This window comes from Psychrobacillus sp. Z3-81, assembly GCF_056620325.1.
On the sequence record NZ_JBWQPU010000013.1, the window covers coordinates 46522 to 67469 of the forward strand.

A 20948-nucleotide genomic window follows, 5' to 3' on the forward strand; every position below is an offset into this window, starting at 1 on the left:
CCCAATACTCTCGGTTAGGGATGGTTTACTCTCGGATACAAGCGATTTACTCTCACTTAGCTTATAATCTAGTTATCGGTCAGGAATCCTGAATAGTAAGCAAGGGATTTTGGTACTGGTGCTTATTCTCATTCGAAACCCGAATAGGCAGCTTTCTCTTGGGTACGACAGAGGGGACAATTATTCGAAGAGAAATAGATATCCAATGCTCAATATCCGGTCTAGTAATATAGGATGATTCTAGAAGAAAAAAAGAAGACAAAGTCCATAATAGCTTTGTCTTCTTACAGGTTATGCATGGTGATTTTCAAATGCTGCAAGTTCTTTGTTTAAAGCAGCTAGTGTTTGTTGGCATGATTTTACAAGGTGGTTAGGGAAGTGCTCGCCTTCTCCATATTCCACACCGTGTGGATAGTAGTGCTTACCAAGAACAGGCTTTAGTAGGGTAATGTTTGCGTCATGAGCGCCTACATCTCCATCTTTTGTGTAACCAAACACGCGAAGATAAAAAGTTCCCTCTTTAATAACATACTTTTTATCGTAAGTCACTCGCTCATAGTCCCATTGACCTGCACGAACTAAACCATGTTCTTTCATTACATCATCAAGTAGATTTAAATCTACTACTCTGTTTTCTATTCCAGTGTTTTCGAAATACATTGCTGTTTACCTCCTTCACGTTCAATTACCTAAAAATACGTTCTATTTTATATTAATTTAAATTTAAGAATGTTGCAATGATAACATTGTCTGTTTATGTAATGACTTGATATACTATGAAGAAGAAACTGTAGGGGGTGGGGGTAATGAAAAATCTATTTCGCATTTTGCTTATAGTAGTATTTTTGTTATTACTCTATATATATTTTGATACTCCGATACAGGAAAATGAGATCATTACTGGCTCAAATAATTACGGACAGCTTATTCCTTTAGAGGAAAATGAAATAGTAGAGACAAATAATATTTTTGAAAGGCCGAAAATCGGACTTTCCACTTTCATTGGGCAGCCGACGAAGCAGGTGGTCGAGGAGTATGGGAAACCGATCAGGGTCGAGCCGTCTTCGTTTGGATATGATTGGTGGGTGTATAATGCTTCTTTTTCTAGTTATATGCTAGTAGGTGTTCAGGACGATAAGGTTACGCAGGTTTTTGCGTTTGGAAATATGCTAGACACGGCTCCCTACCAAATCGGTCAAACTCTTGAAGATATTTATCGTTTTACGCTCGTCTCTTCTGAGATAACGATGACCCTGGATGAGAATATGTATACGTTTTCTCTGAATGAGCAAGATATTCATACTAGAATACTGGTGCAGTTTGAGGACGTATATGCCATGCTGTATATTGATCAGGAAGATCAAAGCTTAGAGGCTGTTCGGTTTACGGATCCAACTACCTTGCTGCTTCATAAACCTTATGATATTTTGTATAGCGGCTCTGTAGTGGAAACACCGATCCCAAACTCGTCGCTGCAAGCTAAAATAGATATTGAGAATGCTAGACAAGTAGTAGAGATTTCGAATGTCTATCGCTTTCGACATGGTGTAAAGGTGCTTGAATCAGACCCAGCTTTACAAGAGATGGCTCAAACAAATAGTGAAGAGATGGCAAAGAATAATATAGTAGCAAATGAAGGCTTTGAAATTGCCAAGTTTAGTGACAAGCTGAAGGAGTACTCGATTTCCTTCAATAGAGCAGGTGGAAACACTGCAGCCTTTTACTTTGATGCAGGAGAAGCAGTTAACGGCTGGTTGAACTCTAAGGATCATCGAGATACTTTATTAGGAAAAACGTACACCCATACTGGAGTAGGGGTGTACAGTAATTATTACACTCAAAACTTTATTGAACGACCGGGTATGTGGAAGAAAAAGTATGATTATTGATAAATATAAGTTCCGTTACTTTCCTCATATAAGGAGCGAATGTGCAGGGGGACGTTGTGAAGGGCAGCAAAATTTGCTGCTCTTTTTTGTATGACTTCGACGGGTTCATTTATTTTTTCTTGAAGCTCTTCGTAAGTCATAGAAGGGATTAGCTCTACTCCTTCATTGCGAAAGGGGTCTGATGTCATAATACCTGGGACATTTTTATAGAACTCTACTACATCTGCTTGTAAGTAATAGCCATAAACAACCGCTGTTAAGTCGCTGCCTCCTCTACCAAGTGTCGTGAAGTTTTGGGTGTTTTCGGAAACGCCTTGAAAACCTGGTACTACGATGCATTGAAATTCTTGAAATGACTGAAGGATTGCTTCTGTATCTACAGTTTTGATCACGGCGTTGCCGTAATCCTCATTCGTAATAATTCCAGCATTTTTGCCGTATAACATGGTTGCTGGAATACCATCGTTTTTCAGCTCTGCACATAATACAGACGCTGATATGAGTTCCCCACAAGCGGATAATAAATCCGTTTCTACACTAGGAGCAGATGGGGGGAGCAAATCTAGAAGAGTATCAGTAGCATAGCTTTGTCCTCTTCTACCCATGGCCGAGACGACAACTAACACTTGTTGATGAGCAGAAATTGCTTTCGTGATTCTTTCTTTGACTAATTGTCGGTGTTTCTCATCCTGCATAGCAATTCCGCCGTACTTTTGGACTATCATTTATTCAACAACTCTATTCGTGACATTTCAAACACTCCGTTCATACGATACAAGGAATTCATTTTACTGTATGCGATAACAAAAGTTTGGTGTAGGGAGTGAGTGGCTATTTATCCATTAAATGAACTCTTAGTGGGGTTAGAATACAAAATAATAGGGGAACTTCAAAGCCTTGCCATAAATAGATTTATTGATCATTCAAAACAAGTGCAAGATGGGGATGTCTTTGTATCAGAGGCGAACAATCCATCCTTTATTGAAGAAGCAATTAAAAATGGGGCAGTGGCTGTGTTGACGGAGAGATTTATTCCAGATTGTATCGTTCCCCAGATCGTTGTGCCGCATGATATGTGCTTGGTAAAAGATAGGATTACCTATATGACTTTTGAGCAATATGGAAAGCATATGAAAACCATTGCCGTGACAGGAACAAATGGGAAGACAACCGTTACAACATTTACTGGTCAGCTTCTCATGCAGCAGGGTAAGTCTGTTTGTGTCATTGGTACGTTAGGGGTTTACGTAAACGGAGAGAGGCTAGCAGCAAACTATAGAAGCAATACGACGCTTCCTTTTTATGATTTTATTCAAGTAGTTCGTTATTGTTATGAGCATCAGGTGGATTATATTGTGCTGGAGGCTTCCTCCCAGGGCTTGTTGGATAATCGATTAGGAGGATATCCGATTGATGTAGCAGCCTTTTTAAATATAGGAAAGGATCATCTGGAGTTCCATGGTGGGATGGTGCCTTATAAGAAGGCAAAGGAGCTTCTTGTACTGTTAGCAAAGCATCTAGTGGTGAATGACAACGATGAATGGTGTAGGTCTGTTGCAGATAGAGCGTATTTGCCAACAAAAAGCTTTGGAGAAAGTGCTCATAATGATGTTGTATTTTCAAAAGAGGTCTATAGCTGCGACCCTAGTCGATACGAATTTATTGTGGAGGGAAGAAAGCTGCAAGCAGATATGCCTAACACCGGCTATCATAATGGTTTAAATTTAGCCGCAGCCATTGCTATCTTACTGACACTTGGATATGCATGCGAACGTGTAGAAGCGCTTCAGTTGCCAGCTGGAAGATTGGATAGCGTGAAAAATACGCATGGGGTAGAGGTGCTGGTCGATTATGCACATACACCGGACGCTTTAGAGGCTTGTCTGTCTGCTATTGCCTCTTACGCACGGAAGAATATTTATGTGGTGTTTGGGTGTGGGGGGAATAGAGATAAGCAAAAGAGAGCATCTATGGGGGAAGTAGCAACCAAATTTGCGACAAAGGCTATTATTACGTCCGATAATCCAAGAAATGAAGACCCGAATTTGATCATTGCGGATATTCTAAAAGGGGCCAATCCAGATAAGGTTTTATTAGAGCCAAATCGTAGAGCTGCTATACGCCTTGCGCTTGAAATTGCAGAAAAGGGTGATGTGGTGGTAATTGCGGGTAAGGGTCATGAGAAGGAGCAGATTATCAAGGATGAAATTCTACCCTTCTCAGACTATGAAGAGGTCGCTGCTTACTTTTTAGAGCTTGATGGCGTAATAACAAAGAAGGACCCTGTTGCGTAAGCGATTGTTTTGCCATCAGGCTGTGTAACCTTTGATTCTAAAACGATTGTTTGCTTTCCTTTATGTAAGTAGGAGGAAGTAGCGATAAGCGTCTTTTCTTGGGTTGCCTTCACGTAGTGGATGGTCATGTTCGTGGTTACGGCTCCTTTTCCAAGTGGGCGTAGATCCTTATTCACTAAAAATCCCATTGCGTTATCCAGTAGCGTGGCGATGATGCCACCATGTGGCATGTCAAAGCTATTGTAAATTAAAGGAGTTACTGGCATCGTAATTTTACATGTTTCGCCTTCAAAGGTAGTGTCCATTTGAAGTGCTGCGTTAATATAGGTTGGTGCCAGTCCTGTTTGTTTGTTTTGAATGCCTAGTAGAAAGTCTTTGATTAGCTGCTTTTCTACTTCATTTGCATCCTTTAGTGTCTGTTCGAATAAGCCTTGTAATTCAGTCATTTCTTTAAACTCCCAACTTTTAAGGTAATAAGTTTAGCACATTTTCCTCTTTTTCTGTTATGATTAACAGGATTGGAGGTTTACTAAATGATAATGACGAGTGAATGGGCCGATATTATGGACCAGTCAGATGTCTTATGTACGATGATCTTATCCTCTGAGCAATATGACCAATACCTAAATGCACATCGTGCTGTATATACAAATAAGCAGCTTGTAGAGAAAATCTATCAATTTAACAAGCTGAAGGAACAGTATGAGGATGTTCAACGCTTCGGTAAATACCATCCAGATTATTCAAAGGTCATGAAGGACATTCGTGTAATGAAACGAGAGATCGACATGACGGAGGAGATTGCTGCTTACAAGATAGCAGAGAATGACCTTCAAGACTTGATGGATCAAATTAGCTTGATCATTGGGAAATCTGTTTCAGAGGGTATTAAAGTGCCAGTTAGCAATCCATTTTTCTCCACAGGCTCAAGCTGTGGAACTGGCTGCGGCTCGGGTGGAGCTTGCTCTTGCTCGGCGTAAGCGTCATAAGTATCTGTTCAATAATAGAAGGGCTGTCCCAAAAGGTTCGAAAGAAGGACCTTTCCGGGATAGCCCCTTTTTTATATGCGAAGTTGCATATGATCAAGCTTGAGTGAATTAGCTTCTAGATTAAATGAGGCTGATAGTGGTGATTCAATCGATCCCGGCTCAGTACATTTGTTGTCCGGACAGGAGTCTATATATCCTGCAATCCGTTAGCAACCTTTATGCAACCTCTATATTTTAATCAAGCTTTAGCGCATTCATCGCTAAATCTGGTCTGTCTGTAATAATACCCTTTGCTCCATTTTGAATGAGCTTTTTCATCATGACTGGGTCATTAATTGTCCAGTAGTGTACTGGGACATTCAAAGAACCAAGAAATTTTATGAAGCTAGGCATGTCCAATGGAATCATTTTCCAACGAATGGGAATCTGGAAAACATCCGCTCTTGGATGATATAGATGTCTAAATTGGCTTGAATAGGCAGTATAAGCCTTCTTTACTTCTTTCTCTCCTGCCCCTAGTGCTACAGTATTCTGAGCATACAGATTAAAGCGGTCAATTTGTTCATCGTAAAAGCTCGTCACCACTACTCTGTCATATGCTTGCTTTTCCTCGATTAGCCTCCAAAGCTTGGATGGCATAAGGCTACCTTCGTAAGTGTCTGGCGCGTCCTTCATGTCAATGTTGACTAGCATTTGTGGATAAGCATCTAGCAATTCACCTAATGTTATGATTGTTTGTCCTTTATCGCGGAAGGAATTCACTCCATCCAGGTCAATAAAATGATAGCCTAAATCAGCAGCTTTCAGCTCGTCCAACGTATAGTCGGAAACCTTGCCTGTCATGTCAGTAACTCTTTCTAATGTTTCATCGTGAAAAACAATAATTTCTTCATCTTTTGTAAGACGGATATCAATTTCAAATCCATGGACACCAAGACTTGCGGCTTGTTCAAAAGCTGCTGGTGAACATTCTGGTGCTAATGCCGCTCCACCTCTATGGGCAAGGATGATTGGCTGATCATACTCTAAAGCATCCTTAGGAGGTCGACTGTTAGGCTTTGATAGGGCTTTTGTACCTGCCCAAGCAGCACCGGCAGCTGCAGCAATTGCGATTGCGACATTCTTCTTTTTCCCCATGGGAATCCCCCTTTATGAAATACAGTCAAAATAGCTAATTTTTTTACAAATTGTTATTCTTGTCAAATTTTATTATAGCTAATGTAGAATTACCTGTCAGCAGTATTGCTATCATTTTCTTCCCTATGGTATTCTTTAAGGAAGAAGCGAGGGGAAATTTATGATAGAAAGACAAGGATTAATTGTTTATATAAATCACTTGAAGCAGGCTAAGTCTTTACGGAAATATGGTCACGTTCATTATATTTCGAAAAAACAAAAATATGTAGTTTTATACTGTAATCAGGATGATATTGAAGCAGCTAAACAAAAGATGAACAAGCTACCTTTTGTGCGACAAGTATTGGAATCGTATCGTCCGTTTATTAAAACAGAGTATGAGAATAGTAAGCCTGACAAAGCCAAGGAATATGACTACAAAATAGGCTTATAGCTTTTACTGAAACGGCGGGATTAAATTGTTTAATCGAAGAATCCCGATGACATACTGATAGAATAATCGGGATTCAGCAAACGTCGAGGAATGCTTTACACTTAATTGCACTGGCTCTATTTGTAAAGCTCCAAGCGCCTCCTTGAAGACAGTTAGTCTTTTCGGTTCCAGCTGATTGTTTGTGATTCCTTCTCGACAAATATAAATTGGAAAAAAGTTTGCACTATTGATGGGATTTAAAGCGACTGCAAGAGATATATGCTCTTTTCCAGCGTTCGTAGAGGTGAAGATAAATGCTCGGTGAATACGATCCTTATTCACTCTAGCAAGCTCACAAAGCTCAAATACATCTCCGAATCCCTCACCAAGCTCTATAAATCGTTGTATCATATAAACACTCCTTTCCAAATTATCTTACCACTTAGCTGGAGGACAAGACCATGAAAATAATTGTAAGCTGTTTATCTGTCATACTTATTGTAACCAATTGTGTCCTTTTGTTATTTCAATATGATGTATACTCCTCTAGCGTAGATGAGCAATCATATAAATATGAGCAGGAAATAGAACTAACCTTTCAAAAGGAAAAGCTTATAGTGGAGCAGCATTTTTATAATCTTCCACAAGAAGAGATGGTCATCCACTGGCCTGCACTTAGTACGAGCAGAAGCTGCCACCTAGAAGCAACAGAGAGCTGTGAAAGACTTGGCGAGGACCTTTCTTCCTTTCAGGAAGGAGAAAGTACCCAGCAAAGTATCTCCTATGAAATTTCTTTAGATGAAACGTGGAAGTCGCAAAATCTTGTACAAGATTTCACTGCCAAATTAAAAAATGGGGAAGTGACATATACCACGCTTCATATTACGGATGAGGGAAAAAGAGGAGGTATGTGGGTAACCGGACTTCCGACGATAGGAAATACCTCTTTAGAGCTAATTGATTATACATTAGCATTTGGTGAAGGGGACGTTTCAGAGATTTATTGGCAAAAGGAGCAGCTCCCTGTTGTCTATCAAAATGATGCCTTTACAATTTACTCTAAAGAGAAGCTGGCAGAGGGCTTTACGAAACTGCTAGACGATTTAGTGTTTACCAATCAAGCACATATCTCTGTCCTCATGGGTGAGCAAGGGAAGATTGATGCTTCCTCGATTCTTTTCTTGAAGAATCAAGACGTTGCAACCATGCAAAGAGAGCTGATTGTGAAAAATATTGCCCTGCAATATAATATTTCTCCGGATAATCTTCTTCTGGCAGAGGTAGTTAGCAGCTTTTTAGTAGGCCAGCCGCTGGGGTCAGCTAAATCGGTTTGGATGTATAACGAGTTAAGCAGCTATTTTACGAAGGAGCAGCTAAATGCTTGGAGCACAGGACTGACGAAATTAAAGGATGTAGATGGGGAGAAGCTAGATCGTCATTTATCTAAAGTGCTTGACCTGAAGAGCTCCTTTTTTACAGCTAATCTTCAAACAAAGGACAAATTCCCATTGTTGTTTGAAGATGCTAGAAAGGTACTTGTGAATGAAGAGCAGAGCGACGATCTACACGTCCTTTTAAAGGATGGAAAAATTCTCTATAAGGCATACCCGTTATTAGAGGCATTAGGATATAGCTACCGAGATACACCTGATAAGGGGTTATATGTGGAAAATGAATCCCGTGCATTCCGTTTTCCTGTAGAAGAACCATTTTACGTATATAACGAGAAAAGATATGATGCATTTTCAGCTCCATTTGAGAAGATAGGCGCTGAAATATATATAGAGGAAGCTTGGATGATTCGATTATTTTTATTAGACATTCAAAAAAATGAGAAAGATATTTATTTAACGGAAAGAATATCTTCATAAGCTAGGAGTAATAAAATGAGAGTAATTTCGGGAACCAAGAAGGGACTGCCCTTAAAGGCTGTCCCTGGCTCCAATACACGTCCTACAACGGACAAGGTTAAGGAATCCATTTTTAATATGATCGGTCCTTATTTTGATGGAGGATTGTCAGTGGACTTGTTTGCTGGAAGTGGTGGGCTTGGCATAGAGTCTTTGAGCAGAGGCATAGATACTTGTATTTTTATTGAAAAGGATGCAAAGGCAATTGCAACGATTAATGAAAATCTAAAGAAATGCCGGCTAGAGGAACAAAGTGAAATTTACAGAATAGATGCATCAAGAGCGGTAAAAGCCTTTGAGAAAAGAGGCTTAAAAATTGATTTACTATTTGTAGACCCGCCTTACCAACGAGTTTCTTATTATGACTTAGTTTCTGTCATTGTGGAAAAGGGATGTATGAGCCAGAGTGGAATCATTATGTGCGAACATGAGAAAGGGGTAGAGCTTCCAGATGCTTACGGACAGTTTAAGCTGGTAAGACGTGAAGCTTATGGAGGGACGATTATCTCCATATACCGCAGCCCCTCTGAAGAGGAGAATTCGATTGAATAAAATAGCAGTAGTACCAGGAAGTTTTGACCCTATTACGAATGGGCATATCGATATTATTACGAGAGGCGCAGCAGTTTTTGGAGAAGTATATGTGGTAGTATTGAATAATTCATCCAAAAACCCTTTGTTTTCAGTCGAGGAACGAGTAGAGCTGATCAAACGTGTAACCTCTCATATTCCAAATGTGCGAGTGGATACTTTCTCTGGATTATTAATGGAATATGCACAAAATATTGGAGCGAGTGCAATCATTCGTGGGCTTCGTGCTGTTTCGGACTTTGAATATGAAATGCAGATCACTTCGATGAACCGCGTACTGAATGATGAGATAGAAACATTCTTTATTATGACAAAGAACCAATATTCCTTTCTCAGCTCAAGTATCGTAAAGGAAGTTGCGAAATACGGTGGTAATATCTCTGAGTTGGTTCCAGAGGAAGTAGAAGATGCACTTAAAATGAAATTTGAGAAGTAACATTAACTGAATGGCTCTTCTCGGCTGTGGTTGAATAGAACGGTGCCTTTACCGATCCCGAAGAAACCAACCGGAAAAATCAACCTAGGATAATGAACCCGCTTTATGTAAAAGCTAAACCCTCCAATGGCGTTGCTAAACAGCGATACGCCCAGGAAGGGTTTTTCTTTTTCTAGCGGAAAGCCACTACCCTATAAAATAAAAAATAATAGGAATCATCAGTACATGTAGACAACGGAATAAGAGATATTTTTTAATCGAGATTTTTGCTTTCTGTGCAAGCACAATTATTTGCATATGAATACTAATACCACTGAAGGCTATAATGATTGCCACGATAGCTGGCAAGACGCTGCTAGAGGATAAATACTGTCCTGCTAGGCTGATGCCGCCAGTCATTTCAAAAAACGAAGCAACAAATACTAATAGATAAGGAGAGATGGTAGGCAGTATCCCCTTAATAGTTTCGAAGACAATGAAGCTGATTGTCGTAAAGAATACAACCGTTGTCCCAATCAATAAGAGTATTTGAGAGGTTTCCTTAATGCTTTCCTGAAAAGGCGAAGCGGATTGCTTCTTTTCTACCTGTTGGAGCTGTATAGGCTTAGAAAAAATAATGAAAATGAAAAGAAACAGTAGGTTGACTAGATGGATGACCAACAATAATTTGAGCCCAGCAATTTCTGCATGAAAAATTTCAATTCCCACAAAGCCGACAACAAACATCGGACTGGGAGCGTGACAGATTGCTAGCAGCCAGCTGGCATTCCGGGCATTTAACACACCTATTTCCTTTAAGGAGGAGATAATAGAGGCTCCGCTTGGAAAACCACCAACTGCTGTAAGTAAGTAAATATTTATGTAAAGCTTAAATTTATTCGTCGTATGTAAGAAGCTTTGCTGTGTTCTAATAAACATTTGGGTAATAACTAAGTAAGGTAAAAGATAAGGCATCAGTGAGGAAGTGAATATCTTCATGCCCTCCAAAGCGCCTTTGTGAGAAACACCTGGCTGTAAAAATAAGAGTACAATAAGTGCCCAGCTGCCAATGGTAATAATTAGATGCATATTTGTCTCATCCTTTATCTTTGAGGAGTACTCCTCAATTAATATGAATATGATGTTAGACCGGAAAATCTTTTGTTAGAAAAATATGGAAGTGATAAACTAACTTATGTAATGTATTTATGAAAGAGAGGGATAACTTATGAAGAAGAGAAAGTCACTCATCCTTCTTTTTGTCATAGCAGCTTTGGCTGTTTTGGGATTTTATCCATTGGATTCGTATATCTCCAGACCAGGAGGAGCCTATGAGTTATCACCCTTTGTAGAGGTAGCAGGTGGAGACGAGAATGATGAGGGGACATTTAGTCTACTCACAATCGCTTTAGCAAAGGCTACACCACTTACCTATGCTTATGCAAAGGTAGCAGACAACCATAAAATCTATAAGGAAAGCCAGGTTAGAAGAGAAGACGAAGATGAAGAAGAATATAATGTTCGCCAATTAAAGCTTATGTCTGATTCTCAGTTTAATGCCATCACAGTTGCATTTGATAGGGCCAATAAACCCTTCACCGTTACGAACCATGGAATATTCGTATTTAACGTAGTGGATGGAAGTGGTGCGGATGGTATCTTACAGGCTGGAGACAAAATATTAGAGATGGATAATCTTTCTGAGCTTAGTGGAGAAGCTATTGGAGAGCATTTGGCTGATAAGCAAGAGGGAGATGTCATCACGTTAAAAATTGAACGTGACGATAAGGTGTTAACCAAAGAGGTTACCATTCAGATGATCCCTGAAAGAGGCACCGTTGGGATCGGCATCGAATACGCAGAAAACAAAATCGTAGAGACGACTCCGCCTGTAAAAATCAATTCAGAGGAGATTGGAGGACCATCAGCCGGCTTGATGTTTACGTTAGAAATCTTAAATCAGCTGTTGCCAGAGGATATTACAAAGGGCTATAAAATAGCTGGTACAGGGGAAATGTTGGAGGATGGTACGGTTGGTAGAATTGGTGGAATCGACTTAAAGGTGGTCGCTGCGGATAAAGAGGGCAACGACATCATGTTCGCTCCAGACGATGATATAGATCCGGAAGTCTTAAGTAAGAATCCAGATGTCTTATCAAATTATGAGGAAGCTATGAAAACAGCCGAAAAAATAGGTACAACCATGAAGATTGTACCTGTCAAAACAATTGATGATGCTTTGGATTATTTAGAAAGTCTTCCGCCTAAGAAATAATTATTCGATGATCGGAATTTGTTTAAAGTCGCTGCCAATCATATGATGACCAAATGTATTTTTCAGCCCTAAATAATAGAGATTTGCAGCTTTTACATCCAGCTGTAGCAGTATATTTTCCTTGCTTGCAGCCACCCTACTCACTAGGGGGAGCTGCAAGTCTTTTTTTATGGACTTCAGATAGGCCTTGCCCTTTTCGTTCATAGCAAGTGGGCGGATATATGTAGGATAATCAATGCTATGCAGCTGATCCCATGTAAACCCCGTATATATATGGGTAAGCATCCGTTGAATCCTAGTCCAAGTATATCGCTTCGATTTTATTTGCTCCATAAAAGGAAGAAAAGAAGTATGAGTAAGCGCCGCCTCCCTAATAGCATTCTCCATTCCCTCTGTGACCTCTGCGTATGCCGCCAATTCTTTTTGATCTTGCTTCAGAATTGCATAACGTAGAAGAGGGTAGAAGTGCTGCCAGCTACCAAAAGCATCTGCCGTTCTATGCCACTCCACTAACGCTACAGCGCTAGTAGTAGGCATATACTGTTGAATGGCCGATAGGTCCTGCTCCTCAAACAGTAATTTACGAATACCGGTGGCACTTGCAATCTGTTCCGTCTGTTTTGCATCATCATGATAATTAGCTACAATTCGCTGAATCGTCGTTGGCTTCATCGTAGAACCAAGGTAATAGGCTGCCTCCATGTAGTGATAGCCCAATATATTGTTCGGCTTAGATAGGTCCACCAAGGAGTTAGTAGAATCTCCAGCGAGCTGTTTATATGCTTCGTTCAATGCCTTTGGATAGCTGATTCCTCGTTGCACAGCTTCTGCAATAGCATGATTGTATTCTTCCTTACGAGAATGCAACAGCTGATAGGTATTGTTAAAGGCCGTTAGGGAGCCTTCCTCGCTTCCAAAGCAAAAGGATTGGCAATTAAGCGCGTCTAAGCTATAAATAGCCCCCTTGGCAAAATCACTTGCCTGGGCGGTGGCAAAGGCATACGGAAGCTCGATTATTAAATCGACTCCAGCATGGAGCGCCATTTTAGCTCTTGTCCACTTGTCGACAAGAGCTGGCTCGCCTCGTTGAAGAAAATTACCTGACATAACAGCAATCATTACATCAGCTTCGGTTTTATTCCTAGAGGCTTGTAAATGGTGCAAATGGCCGTTATGAAATGGATTATATTCTACTACTATTCCGGTGGCTCTCATTCGAATCAATTCCTTTCCTTACAGAAATTATAATGTTAAAATAAAGTAGTGACAAGAAATTATCTTGACATCTAAATTTAGTCATTATATAATCAACTTTGTTGTCTTGAGGTGATAATCGTATGAAATGGGTAATTCATCAGCTTTCAAAATATCGTGAAAAAGGGTTAACTTTAGATGAATACGTTAATCTGGATAATGTGAAGGAAAGAAACCAGGACGTTCGAGAGATTTCACCCGTTCATGTAAAAGGGCATTGCACATTTGGTGCAGCGCAAATGAATTGTCATTTTCATCTTTCCGGGACACTTATTCTACCATGTGCACGCACTTGGGAGGATGTAGAGTTTCCATTCGAGATTGAATCAGAGGAAGTATTTAACTGGTCTGAAGCAGCAATTGCGAATGCACAAGCCTATGATAATTTTCATGTGGTGGAAGGCGACGTGATTAATGTGGATCCAGTCCTAGAGGAGCTTATTCTTCTAGAAATCCCACTTCAAGTGTATAAAGAAGGCGCAGACCAATTTAAACATGAGGGTGGAGCAGGCTGGAGTTATACAACTGATGAAGAGCTTGAAGACAAGAAAGATAATGACGAACCAAAATTGGATCCGAGACTTGCTGATTTAGCTAAGTATTTTGATCAAACAGACGAATAATAGATCTGTAAGGAGGTGCCACCAATGGCAGTACCAGCTAGAAGAACTTCTAAAACTGTAAAAAGAAAGCGTCGTACACACTTTAAATTATCCGTACCTGGTATGGTTGCTTGTTCAAATTGTGGTGAAATGAAATTGGCTCACCGAGTTTGTAAATCTTGCGGTCAATACAAAGGGAAAGAAGTAGTGAGCAAATAATACAGTATTTGCTTTCCAAAAGGCTACCAAAGAGACCATGGCTCTTCGGTAGCCTTTTTCTCTATATCTAGAAATAAGGGGTTTGGTTTGATGGCATATACATTAACCGAAAAGAACGGCGTACTAATTTTTGAAATTGCGAGACCGTCTATACATAATGCAATAAATTTCGAAGTGCTTGAGGGTTTAGAGAAGATGGCCGATATCGTTCGACAAAATGATACGATTAAGCTTGCTGTCATAACAGGAAAAGGTGAAAAATCCTTTTGCTCTGGTGGAGACTTATCGATTTTCCATAAGCTGAAAACAGAAGAAGAATCCTATAATATGCTTATTGAAGCTGCCAAAACGCTGTATAAGATTGCGACGTTAGAGGTTCCAACCATCGCTCTCATCAATGGAACTGCAGTGGGAGGTGGCTGTGAGATTGCTACTCTCTGTGACTACCGTTTGGTAAAGGAAGGTGCAAAATGTGGTTTTATTCAAGGGAAGCTTGCAATCACAACTGGTTGGGGCGGAGGCAGCTACCTCTTAGAAAAGGGATTGCAGCATGACCATGCGATGCGCATGCTAACAGAGGCAGTTCCTTACCAGTCAGATGAGCTTCTTTCATTTGGATGGGCAACACAGACCTATGCAGGCGATAAACTGCAAGCGCTGGAAAGTTTCATAGAAAAAATGCAGCTTCCACACGCAAGCGTTTTGAGAGCTTATAAAAAACAGGCCATTCGTAAGTGGGAGAATACCGGCTTATGGGAACGAATACAGGAAGAGGTCAAGGCTTGCTCGATCCTTTGGGAACACGAAGAACACCATCAAGCAGTAGAGTTATTTTTATCAAAAAGAAAATAAAACGAGAGTCTATTTACTCCCCCCTTGCATATATTAATAAAAAAGCAAAGGGTGATTGAGATGACTGTGAAATTAAGAAAAGATAGCTGGACAGAAGAAGAAGACAATCTACTAAAAGAACTAGTCTTAAAAAAAATAGAGGAAGGTCATACACAAATCTCAGGTTTCCAGGAAGCGAGCGTTTTGTTGGGTCGCTCTAAGCAGGCGTGTGCATTTAGATGGAACAAGAACCTTCGACCTCTGCTATTTCCAAAAGAAAAGGCTCCTAAAGAGAAAGTGAAAGAGGTTGCTGATTCCTCCTCTCTACAAAATCACCTCCAGCTAGCAATGGAGAGCTACGATGAGATGAAGCAATCCTATGATCAAATCTCTCAGGCTTACAATCTTTTAAAGAAAGATTATGAAGTATTGCTGGGCTGGGCAAAGCAAGGCATTAAACATATCGAAAAAACATAGATACCATAAGTGAAAGAATCTCCTATTCAAAGAGATTCTTTTTTATTTTTTGTGGGATGTATGGACAGGTGAGGTGGTAGAGAAAAGGAAATACGTGTGGTGCTGTTTGATTTAGGTGCGGTCAATCGTCCGATACTTGCAGTCTAGTAAGGAATGCTTGCGATTGGTCGAAGGTTACTTGCAATAGACATGAATTTCCGTGCGCTAGACGATTGAAGACTCGAGAACAAGTCAAATTTTCTAGGTCTTATTCTCTTTATTTTAGGTAATAAAAGAAAATATTGGATTGAAAGTTGAATTCGCTTTCATAATTCGTTTAGACTGAAAGAGGGGAAAAATTCGCAAGGGGGTATTTTCGTATGAAAAAAATATTAATTGCTAATAGGGGAGAAATCGCACGTCGTATTATTCAAACTTGCAAGAAGCTACATATTGAATCGGTTGCTATCTATTCAGAAGCAGACGCAGATCTTCCCTTTGTAAAGGAAGCTGATTATGCTTTTTTAATTGGCCCGAGTCAAGTGAATCAGTCATATTTAAAAAGTTATGATATTATCGAGCTTGCCAAACGAGAAGGGGTAGACGGAATTCATCCGGGATACGGCTTCCTTTCAGAAAATGCTGAGTTTGCTAGAAAAGCAGAGGAGGCAGGCATTACATTTATCGGTCCCAAGGCCGAAACGATTGAACGCATGGGTGATAAGATCGAATCAAGACGAACAATGATTGCTGCAGGAGTTCCGGTTGTGCCAGGCACGGAGGAGGGTCTGTCCTCTCTGGAAGATGCGAAGAAAGCAGCAACAGACATTGGTTATCCAATTATGCTAAAGGCGAGTGCTGGTGGTGGCGGAATTGGCATGATTCGCTGTGATGATGAGGACACGCTTGTAAAGCATTTTGATGCTATCAAAACACGAGCAAAATCTTACTTTGGAAGCGATAAAATATTCTTAGAGAAATTCATCACGTCATCTCGACATATTGAAGTACAAATCTTTGGAGATAGTCAAGGGAATGTCGTGCATTTATTCGAGCGTAACTGCTCGGTGCAACGTAGAAACCAAAAGGTATTAGAGGAATCTCCTTCTCCAAACTTCCCAGAAGAAGCAAGAGAACGACTATACGAGGCTGCCATTCAAGCTGCCAAAGCAGTCGACTATGTGAATGCAGGAACAGTAGAATTTATCGTCGACGAAAACCATCAATTCTATTTCTTAGAAATGAACACAAGGCTTCAGGTAGAGCATCCAGTAACGGAGGCAATTACCGGCTTTGATTTAGTGGAGTGGCAGCTGAAGGTGGCATCAGGCGAAGAACTACCAGTTAAAGACCAAACGCTTATTCAAACAAAGGGGCATGCATTGGAGTTCCGAATCTATGCCGAGGATCCAAAAACCTTTTTCCCATCTCCAGGCCAAATCACGGCTATGACTTTGGGAGAGGAAATGGATATTCGAATGGACGCAGGGTACGAGGCTGGAAATAAAGTGACTCCATTCTATGATCCCATGATTGCCAAAGTCATTGTCTATGAGGAAGATAGAAGTTTAGCAATTGAGAAGGCGCAAAAAGTATTCGCATCTGCTAAAATAGAAGGTGTAAAAACAAATATTCCACTATTCAAACAGTTTTTACACGCAGAAGATTTTAAAAGTGGAGTATATTCAACATCTGTTTTAGGGGAATGGATGGAAAAACAAAGGGAGGAAATTTCAAAATGACAAAATTAGCATCTACAATGGCAGGCACTGTATTCACAGTAAACGTGGAAGTAGGAGAAGAGGTTTCTGCAGGGCAAGTAGTAATGGTGCTGGAATCTATGAAAATGGAAATTCCAGTAGAAGCAGAAGCTGCAGGCAAAGTTGCAGAAATCAACGCACAAGTTGGCGACTTCGTTAACGAAGGCGACGTTCTACTAACCTTTGAATAAAACACTAGCTTACTAGTCTAAAGGACAGTCCTCGGAAAGTGCGGGACTCCCTCACTTTCCTACATAAGAAGCAGGGTGATAGGCAATCGAGAATATCAGCTAGCTTAAAAGCTCTTTGCTGGCATAGTCACGTCTTCACAGAAATTTGCTATGAGCAATTATATAAATACTGACCAGTAACTCTTCAAAAGATAGAATCATAATTAATTAAATTTAATTATTTTTCGAAAATTAATCTATATAATTCTGACAAGGGAGCAACCGGCGGCGACTCCAGTGGGAGCGGGGTGACAGTCGAAAGCGTTGGGTGCTGGCTTGCTTGGTGGAGGGAAAACTAAGAACGGCACATCGTGTGACAACGTTTTCCTGACCAACATCCTGTTGGCCTCACGGAAAGCGTCCGCCAGGAAGCGGCCATATTGAAGTGGGAACTCACAAGAAAGTTTCATTAGTCAAATTTTAGTATTATTCATAACGGAAATTGTCCACCAAGAGTGGCTTCCTTAAATTTTGACTGGCAATCTAGAAGAGAGTCACCAACATCACGATTAATTGGTTCCACTGTTAATCAATTATATTTGTGAAGAAGAAGCGACCGGCGGCGACTCCGGCGGGAGGAGGGAGACAGGTGAGACATAGCAGCGGCACGCGTTAGCGTTCGGCTGTGGCTCACCGCTCCCCCCGCGGAAAGCGTCCGCCAGGAAGCGATTATACTAAATCAAATTGGAATCTCCGTAAGAAGGATTAATCCAATCAGATTTCAGTATCATTTCATTTTATCCAAGGCCAGCATATTGCTTGGCGAATTGCAAAGGGGTGCACATTCATGGGAGAAACAACGGGGTACAACGAACGTTTACAAGAAAAGCTCCAAACGATATTTGCAGGGGGACACCCAAAATATCACGAAAAAATGAAAGAACAAAACAAACTATTTGTCCGAGACCGTCTCGCTCTACTTTTTGACAACGGCGAATACATCGAAGACGGACGCTTCGCCAATGTAGAAGCAGGAGACCTGCCGGCAGACGGCGTAGTTACAGCAACCGGTAAAATAAACGGCCAAACTGTCTGTGTCATGGCCAATGACTCTACTGTCAAAGCAGGCTCATGGGGATCTCGCACAGTAGAAAAAATAATTCGAATCCAAGAACAAGCAGAAAAAAATAGAGTCCCAATGCTCTATCTAGTTGACTCAGCAGGAGCAAGAATCACTGATCAGCTAGATATGTTCCCAAACCGCAGAGGGGCTGGCCGGATCTTTCATAACCAAGTAAGACTCTCAGGCTTCATTCCACAAATCTGCTTACTGTTCGGACCATCTGCTGCAGGAGGTGCCTATATCCCGGCATTTTGTGACGTAGTCTTCATGGTAGAGGGCAATGCCTCTATGTATCTAGGATCTCCGCGTATGGCGGAAAAGGTTATCGGCGAGAAGGTTACCTTAGAGGAAATGGGCGGGGCTAGAATGCACTGTACCGTAAGCGGTGTGGGAGATGTGCTTGTTTCCTCGGAAGAAGAAGCAATTGAACAAGCCAAAAAATATTTAAGCTACTTCCCATCTAACTATACGGAAAAGCCAAAGAAAGTGGACCCGAAGGATAGAAAAGAAGGAAGAACATTAGAAGCGATTATACCGGAAAATCAAAATGCACCATTTGATATGTATGAGGCAATTGATGCGTTGATTGATGAAGGAAGCTTCTTTGATGTAAAAAAACTATTCGCACCAGAGCTTATTACAGGCTTTGCAAGAATTGAAGGGCAGGCAGTTGGAATTATCGCCAACCAGCCAAAAGTAAAGGGTGGCGTCTTATTCGTAGATTCAGCTGATAAAGCAGCTAAATTTATCTCTTTATGTGATGCCTTTTCCATTCCGTTGATTTTCCTGGCAGACGTTCCAGGGTTTATGATTGGGACAAAGGTGGAAAGAGCAGGAATTATACGACATGGAGCCAAGTTAATTGCAGCGATGAGCTCTGCAACTGTTCCTAAAATCTCTGTAATTGTACGCAAGGCATACGGTGCTGGGTTATATGCAATGGCTGGACCAGCTTTTGAGCCGGACGTATGTATTGCACTTCCAACTGCACAAATTGCAGTAATGGGTCCTGAGGCTGCAGTAAATGCGGTATATTCCAATAAGATAGAAGCGATTGAGGATCCAAAGGAGAGAATTCAATTTGTACAGCAGAAGCATGCGGAGTATAAAGAAGAGATTGATATTTATAAGCTTGCTTCTGAAATGATTATTGATGAAATCGTTGCTCCTAGTGATCTACGTAAGGAATTGGCAAATCGTTTACATTATTATGAAGGAAAAGAAATTGCTGTAGCACCTCGAAAACATCCAGTGCTTCCTGTATAATAAAGGATAACAGTAAGGGTCTACCATAAGTGGTGGGCCCTTTTAATGAGGTGAGCTTTATGAATATAGGCATAGTTGGTGCGGGGGCTATAGGCATGCTATTTGGCTCTTATTTAGCTGAAGCAGGACATAATATTACCTTTTACGTGAGAAACAAAGAGGTCAACGAGTTATACATACATAAGCCAGATGCGAGTAAGCGACAAATAACATGCCGTATCGTCTACGATCTAGACAGCTTTCAGCAGATGGATTTAGTGATTATTGCTGTGAAGTACCATCACTTGTCTGCTATTAAGAAGGGACTAGATCAGTTACCAGATGAGGTTCCTTTACTATTTATTCAAAATGGTCTTTTGCATATCTCGTACATAGAATCCCTAAAGCAAAAGACAATATTATTTGGCTCTGTGTTGCATGGAGCTGCAAAAGAAGATGTGGCAACGGTTCACCATACCGGTGTGGGAAGCACGATAATAGGCCCGTATCGAGGGACGTGGGGCTTCATGAATGACTTTCTGCAAAGTGAATCTGAGAACTTTCCTTTTCAAAGAGCAAATGATATGGAACAAATTCTCTTTAAAAAGGCATTATTAAACTGTTTAATTAACCCACTAACCGCTATTGCGGGCGTGCCAAACGGAGATCTGGTGCGAATAGCCTCCTACAACACTATCATGAAAAACATCTATCGAGAATTACTTCAAGCCTTTCCCGAATGGGAGGATCAACTAACATGGCTTGAAGTGGAGGAATTATGTAAAAATACAGCACAAAATCGTTCATCCATGCTAAAGGATTTAGAAAACGGTCGTTTCATGGAAGTGGAAACGATTGTCGGAGCAGTACTTCAGCGGGCGTCGGCTCGAAAAAAAGAACTCCCGATATTGCATACCTTTTATTTATTGCTAACTGAAAAGAATGTAGGTGATTCTCATAACTAGCATCGTATCCTTGTTTCTCCTCATCCCGGCATTATTATTCGTATTATCCATATTATTTTTCCAGGTAGTTTTGAAAAAGGGGAAGAAATCTATTGGACTAGCCGCTGATGTCACAACTATTCTATTGTTTTTCTCGGTAGCTCATGTATTTGAGGTGGTATTTGAAGGGAATATTGGTTACCTACTAATTGTGTTTTCTATTCTCCTAGCGACCATTTTTACTATAGTTGATTGGAAAACAAAAAAGGAAATCGAGATTCTCCCGCTATTTCGAAAAGTGTGGCGGTTATTATTTATTCTATTATGTGTTGTTTATGCACTAATTTGGTTAATCGGAGTAATCCGATATGTTTTACATTATATAAGCTAATCATTTTTCTCTGCCAAGATGGAAGTGATATACTCGTTAAG

General features: G+C 40.6%; 24 protein-coding genes. 17 read left to right on the forward strand and 7 right to left on the reverse strand.

The features are described 5' to 3' along the window. Positions 1 to 291 precede the first annotated feature (291 nt). The gene (locus tag AC1ECF_RS13830; RefSeq protein WP_480390021.1) at positions 292 to 660 is read right to left on the reverse strand and encodes a YugN family protein; all 369 of its coding nucleotides are present in this window, start codon (positions 658 to 660) and stop codon (positions 292 to 294) included. A gap of 146 nt (positions 661 to 806) precedes the next feature. On the opposite strand from AC1ECF_RS13830, the gene AC1ECF_RS13835 reads away from it, so the two are divergent. Further along, positions 807 to 1889: a CAP domain-containing protein gene (locus AC1ECF_RS13835; RefSeq protein WP_480390022.1), complete on the forward strand. Its 1083-nt coding sequence runs from the start codon at positions 807 to 809 to the stop codon at positions 1887 to 1889. On the opposite strand, the gene AC1ECF_RS13840 is transcribed toward AC1ECF_RS13835, so the two are convergent. After that, positions 1883 to 2614, reverse strand: coding sequence for an amino acid kinase family protein (locus tag AC1ECF_RS13840; RefSeq protein WP_480390023.1), 732 nt, complete (start codon positions 2612 to 2614; stop codon positions 1883 to 1885). The two genes, AC1ECF_RS13835 and AC1ECF_RS13840, sit on opposite strands and share 7 nt — an antisense overlap. A 102-nt stretch (positions 2615 to 2716) precedes the next feature. On the opposite strand from AC1ECF_RS13840, the gene AC1ECF_RS13845 reads away from it, so the two are divergent. Further along, positions 2717 to 4183 carry a UDP-N-acetylmuramoyl-L-alanyl-D-glutamate--2,6-diaminopimelate ligase gene (locus AC1ECF_RS13845; RefSeq protein WP_480390024.1) on the forward strand — a complete coding sequence of 489 codons (1467 nt, stop codon included), beginning with the start codon at positions 2717 to 2719 and terminating at the stop codon, positions 4181 to 4183. Here the strand turns inward: AC1ECF_RS13845 and AC1ECF_RS13850 are convergent. Further along, positions 4132 to 4629, reverse strand: a complete 498-nt coding sequence (locus AC1ECF_RS13850) for a PaaI family thioesterase (protein WP_480390025.1) — start codon at positions 4627 to 4629, stop codon at positions 4132 to 4134. The two genes, AC1ECF_RS13845 and AC1ECF_RS13850, sit on opposite strands and share 52 nt — an antisense overlap. 87 nt (positions 4630 to 4716) lie before the next feature. On the opposite strand from AC1ECF_RS13850, the gene AC1ECF_RS13855 reads away from it, so the two are divergent. Next, entirely contained in the window at positions 4717 to 5163 is a 447-nt protein-coding gene (locus tag AC1ECF_RS13855; RefSeq protein WP_480390026.1) for a YlbF/YmcA family competence regulator, read from the forward strand. A gap of 243 nt (positions 5164 to 5406) precedes the next feature. On the opposite strand, the gene AC1ECF_RS13860 is transcribed toward AC1ECF_RS13855, so the two are convergent. Beyond that, positions 5407 to 6309 (reverse strand): glycerophosphodiester phosphodiesterase family protein, encoded by a 903-nt coding sequence (locus AC1ECF_RS13860; protein ID WP_480390027.1) that lies wholly within the window; start codon positions 6307 to 6309, stop codon positions 5407 to 5409. 160 nt (positions 6310 to 6469) lie between these two features. Between AC1ECF_RS13860 and AC1ECF_RS13865 the strand changes: the two genes are divergently transcribed. After that, on the forward strand, positions 6470 to 6742 hold the full coding sequence (locus tag AC1ECF_RS13865; protein WP_480390028.1) for a YlbG family protein: 273 nt from the start codon (positions 6470 to 6472) through the stop codon (positions 6740 to 6742). Between the two features lie 3 nt (positions 6743 to 6745). On the opposite strand, the gene AC1ECF_RS13870 is transcribed toward AC1ECF_RS13865, so the two are convergent. Then, positions 6746 to 7132, reverse strand: coding sequence for a DUF7147 family protein (locus AC1ECF_RS13870; RefSeq protein WP_480390029.1), 387 nt, complete (start codon positions 7130 to 7132; stop codon positions 6746 to 6748). A 50-nt stretch (positions 7133 to 7182) separates the two neighbouring features. Here AC1ECF_RS13870 and AC1ECF_RS13875 point away from each other — a divergent pair, with 50 nt between their 5' ends. Genes AC1ECF_RS13875 through coaD form a run of 3 tightly spaced genes read left to right on the forward strand, consistent with a single transcriptional unit; the run spans position 7183 to position 9658 of the window. Then, positions 7183 to 8592, forward strand: coding sequence for a hypothetical protein (locus AC1ECF_RS13875; RefSeq protein WP_480390030.1), 1410 nt, complete (start codon positions 7183 to 7185; stop codon positions 8590 to 8592). A 15-nt stretch (positions 8593 to 8607) separates the two neighbouring features. Then, positions 8608 to 9183, forward strand: a complete 576-nt coding sequence (gene rsmD, locus AC1ECF_RS13880) for a 16S rRNA (guanine(966)-N(2))-methyltransferase RsmD (RefSeq protein ID WP_480390031.1) — start codon at positions 8608 to 8610, stop codon at positions 9181 to 9183. Further along, positions 9176 to 9658, forward strand: a complete 483-nt coding sequence (coaD, locus tag AC1ECF_RS13885; protein ID WP_480390032.1) for a pantetheine-phosphate adenylyltransferase — start codon at positions 9176 to 9178, stop codon at positions 9656 to 9658. The genes rsmD and coaD overlap by 8 nt, the downstream gene beginning before the upstream one ends. A 186-nt stretch (positions 9659 to 9844) precedes the next feature. On the opposite strand, the gene AC1ECF_RS13890 is transcribed toward coaD, so the two are convergent. After that, on the reverse strand, positions 9845 to 10726 hold the full coding sequence (locus AC1ECF_RS13890) for a hypothetical protein (RefSeq protein WP_480390033.1): 882 nt from the start codon (positions 10724 to 10726) through the stop codon (positions 9845 to 9847). A 139-nt stretch (positions 10727 to 10865) separates the two neighbouring features. Here AC1ECF_RS13890 and AC1ECF_RS13895 point away from each other — a divergent pair, with 139 nt between their 5' ends. Beyond that, entirely contained in the window at positions 10866 to 11912 is a 1047-nt protein-coding gene (locus AC1ECF_RS13895; protein ID WP_480390034.1) for a SepM family pheromone-processing serine protease, read from the forward strand. Here the strand turns inward: AC1ECF_RS13895 and AC1ECF_RS13900 are convergent, their stop codons facing one another. Continuing rightward, a complete protein-coding gene (locus tag AC1ECF_RS13900; RefSeq protein WP_480390035.1) occupies positions 11913 to 13127 on the reverse strand; it encodes a nucleotidyltransferase in 1215 nt (404 codons plus the stop codon). Positions 13128 to 13249: 122 nt separating this feature from the next. Between AC1ECF_RS13900 and AC1ECF_RS13905 the strand changes: the two genes are divergently transcribed. The 9 genes from AC1ECF_RS13905 to AC1ECF_RS13945 all read left to right on the forward strand — a co-directional run bounded on the left by AC1ECF_RS13905 (position 13250) and on the right by AC1ECF_RS13945 (position 20907). After that, entirely contained in the window at positions 13250 to 13789 is a 540-nt protein-coding gene (locus tag AC1ECF_RS13905; RefSeq protein WP_480390036.1) for a YceD family protein, read from the forward strand. Between the two features lie 24 nt (positions 13790 to 13813). Further along, positions 13814 to 13987, forward strand: a complete 174-nt coding sequence (gene rpmF, locus AC1ECF_RS13910; RefSeq protein WP_144537945.1) for a 50S ribosomal protein L32 — start codon at positions 13814 to 13816, stop codon at positions 13985 to 13987. Positions 13988 to 14077: 90 nt separating this feature from the next. Beyond that, the gene (locus tag AC1ECF_RS13915; protein WP_480390037.1) at positions 14078 to 14839 is read left to right on the forward strand and encodes an enoyl-CoA hydratase/isomerase family protein; all 762 of its coding nucleotides are present in this window, start codon (positions 14078 to 14080) and stop codon (positions 14837 to 14839) included. Positions 14840 to 14899: 60 nt separating this feature from the next. Then, a complete protein-coding gene (locus tag AC1ECF_RS13920) occupies positions 14900 to 15295 on the forward strand; it encodes a hypothetical protein (RefSeq protein ID WP_480390038.1) in 396 nt (131 codons plus the stop codon). A gap of 359 nt (positions 15296 to 15654) precedes the next feature. Further along, positions 15655 to 17016 (forward strand): acetyl-CoA carboxylase biotin carboxylase subunit, encoded by a 1362-nt coding sequence (locus AC1ECF_RS13925; RefSeq protein WP_480390039.1) that lies wholly within the window; start codon positions 15655 to 15657, stop codon positions 17014 to 17016. Beyond that, positions 17013 to 17225, forward strand: coding sequence for an acyl-CoA carboxylase biotin carboxyl carrier protein subunit (locus tag AC1ECF_RS13930; RefSeq protein WP_480390040.1), 213 nt, complete (start codon positions 17013 to 17015; stop codon positions 17223 to 17225). Before AC1ECF_RS13925 ends, AC1ECF_RS13930 begins: the two co-directional genes overlap by 4 nt. Before the next feature lie 826 nt (positions 17226 to 18051). Then, positions 18052 to 19593, forward strand: a complete 1542-nt coding sequence (locus tag AC1ECF_RS13935; RefSeq protein WP_480390041.1) for an acyl-CoA carboxylase subunit beta — start codon at positions 18052 to 18054, stop codon at positions 19591 to 19593. A 59-nt stretch (positions 19594 to 19652) separates the two neighbouring features. After that, positions 19653 to 20537, forward strand: a complete 885-nt coding sequence (locus tag AC1ECF_RS13940; protein WP_480390042.1) for a ketopantoate reductase family protein — start codon at positions 19653 to 19655, stop codon at positions 20535 to 20537. Further along, complete coding sequence (locus AC1ECF_RS13945) at positions 20521 to 20907, forward strand: DUF3397 family protein (protein WP_480390043.1); 387 nt, start codon at positions 20521 to 20523, stop codon at positions 20905 to 20907. The genes AC1ECF_RS13940 and AC1ECF_RS13945 overlap by 17 nt, the downstream gene beginning before the upstream one ends. Positions 20908 to 20948: the final 41 nt, after the last annotated feature.